2 protein-coding genes are annotated in these 2,866 nt (G+C 68.9%); both read left to right on the plus strand.

The features are described 5' to 3' along the window. Positions 1–1,377: iron-containing alcohol dehydrogenase (locus ACWCYY_RS40755; RefSeq protein ID WP_449798972.1), on the plus strand; the 1,377-nt coding region annotated here is incomplete at its 5' end. Positions 1,378–1,471: 94 nt separating this feature from the next. Further along, positions 1,472–2,866, plus strand: a 1,395-nt coding sequence (locus ACWCYY_RS40760) for a pyruvate formate lyase family protein (RefSeq protein ID WP_449798973.1), incomplete at its 3' end; no start/stop codon positions are given.

Below are 2,866 nucleotides of genomic sequence, written 5' to 3' on the forward strand. Positions count from 1 at the left end.
ATCGGCGACGTCTACAACGCCTTCATGCCCTCGCTGACGCTGGGCTGCGGCTCGTACGGGGCCAACTCGGTCTCCGGGAACGTGACCGCGCTCAACCTCGTGAACATCAAGCGGATCGGGCGGCGCAACACCAACATGCAGTGGTTCAAGATCCCGCCGAAGGTCTTCTTCGAGCGCAACTCCGTCAAGTACCTGGCCGACATGCGCGGTGCCCGCAAGGTGGTCATCGTGACCGACCGGACCATGGTGGAGATCGGGCACCTGGAGCGGGTGCGGAGCGTCCTGGCCCGCCGCTCCGAGCCGGTCGAGGTGCGGGTGATCGACTTCGTCGAGCCCAACCCGAGCATCGACACGGTGGAGAAGGGCGCCGAGCTGATGCGCGGCTTCCGACCGGACACCATCATCGCGCTGGGCGGCGGCTCGCCGATGGACGCGGCCAAGGTGATGTGGCTGATGTACGAGCACCCCGAGACGGTCTTCGCGGACCTGAAGGAGAAGTTCTTCGACATCCGCAAGCGCGCCTTCACCTTCCCCGACCTGGGCGAGAAGGCCAAGCTGGTCTGCATCCCGACCACCTCGGGCACCGGTTCGGAGGTCACCCCGTTCGCGGTGATCACCGACTCGGCGACCGGCCAGAAGTACCCGCTGGCGGACTACGCGCTGACCCCGAGCGTGGCGATCTGCGACCCGGCGCTCACCACGAACCTGCCGAAGGACGTGACCGCCGACTCTGGCTTCGACGCCCTGACGCACTGCATCGAGACCTACGTCTCGGTCTACGCCAACGACTTCACCGACGGGCTGGCCCTGCAGGGCATCAAGCTGATCTTCGAGAACCTGGAGCGGGCCGTCACCGACGGCCCGAACAGCCCGGTGGCCCGGGAGAAGATGCACAACGCCGGGACCATCGCCGGGATGGCGTTCGGCTCCGCCTTCCTCGGCGTGGTGCACGCGATGGCGCACACCCTGGGCGCCACCTTCCACGTCGCGCACGGCCGGACCAACGCGATCCTGCTGCCGCAGGTGATCCGCTACAACGGCGCGGCCCCGTCCAAGGTGACCAGCTGGCCGAAGTACCGGAGCTACGTGGCCCCGGAGCGGTTCCAGGCGATCGCGAAGATGCTCGGCCTGCCGGCCGCGAGCCCGGAGCAGGGCGTGGAGTCGCTGGCGCGGGCGGTCGAGGAGCTGCGGGCCAAGGTCGGCATCCCGGACTCCTTCAAGGGAGCGGGAGTTGACGAGGCGTCGTTCCTGGAGGCGCTGCCGCAGCAGGCGATGTACGCCTACGAGGACCAGTGCGCCCCGGCCAACCCGCGGATGCCGATGATCGCCGACATGCAGCAGCTGATGCGGCAGGCCTACTACGGCCACCAGAACTGACGCCGGCCATCGCTGACGGACCGTCACAGAGCCGACCGGCAGCGCCCGCGGTGCCGTAGCGACGCTCACGAGACACAGAGAGAGGGACACCGTCATGACCATCGAGCAGGAGCAGACAGCTGGTCGAAGTGCTTGGGCGGGCTTCAAGGGCGGGCTGTGGCGGGACGCCATCGACGTCCGCGACTTCATCCAGCAGAACTACACCCCCTACCTGGGCGACAGCTCCTTCCTGGCCGGGCCCACCGAGCGCACCACCGCGGTGTGGAAGGCCATCACGGACAAGTTCCCCGAGGAGCGCGCCAAGGGCGTCTACGACGTCGCGTACGACGTCCCCTCGACCATCACAGCGCACGCCCCCGGGTACATCGACCGGGACAAGGACCTGATCGTCGGCCTGCAGACCGACGCCCCGCTGAAGCGGGCGATCATGCCCTACGGCGGCTGGCGGATGGTGGCCGGCGCCCTGGAGACGTACGGCTACCCGGTCGACCCCGGGCTGGAGAAGGTCTTCACCGAGTACCGCAAGACCCACAACGCCGGGGTCTTCGACGCCTACACCCCCGCCATCCGGGCCGCCCGCAAGGCCGGCATCGTCACCGGACTCCCCGACGCCTACGGCCGCGGCCGGATCATCGGCGACTACCGCCGGGTCGCGCTCTACGGCGTCAACCGGCTGGTCGAGGCCAAGCTGGCCGAGAAGGCCGAGCTGGACGCCGCCCCGACCGAGGCGGCGCTGCTGGAGGAGACCATCCGCGAGCGCGAGGAGCTCTCCGAGCAGATCCGCTCGCTGGGCGAGCTCAAGCAGATGGCGGCGGGCTACGGCTACGACATCTCCGGCCCCGCCACCAGCGGACGCGAGGCCATCCAGTGGCTGTACTTCGCCTACCTGGCGGCGGTGAAGGAGCAGAACGGCGCGGCCATGTCGCTGGGGCGCACCTCCACCTTCGTCGACGTCTACCTCCAGCGGGACATCGAGAACGGGGTGCTGACGGAGGAGCAGGCCCAGGAGCTGGTGGACGACTTCATCGTCAAGCTGCGGATCGTCCGCTTCCTGCGCACCCCCGAGTACGACGAGCTGTTCTCCGGGGACCCGACCTGGGTGACCGAGTCGATCGGCGGCGTCGGCGAGGACGGCCGCCCGCTGGTGACCAGGACCTCGTTCCGCTACCTGCAGACCCTCTACAACCTCGGCCCGGCCCCCGAGCCGAACATGACGGTCTTCTGGTCCACCCAACTCCCGCAGGGCTTCAAGGAGTTCTGCGCCCAGGTGTCGATCGACACCTCCAGCGTGCAGTACGAGTCGGACGAGCTGATGCGCCCGCGCTTCGGCGACGACACCGCCATCGCCTGCTGCGTCTCGGCCATGGCGGTCGGCAAGCAGATGCAGTTCTTCGGCGCCCGGGTGAACCTCGCCAAGACCCTGCTGTACGCGGTCAACGGCGGCCGGGACGAGAAGTCCGGCGCCCAGGTCGGCCCGGCCAGCGGCCCG

This window comes from Kitasatospora sp. NPDC001664, from assembly GCF_053596675.1.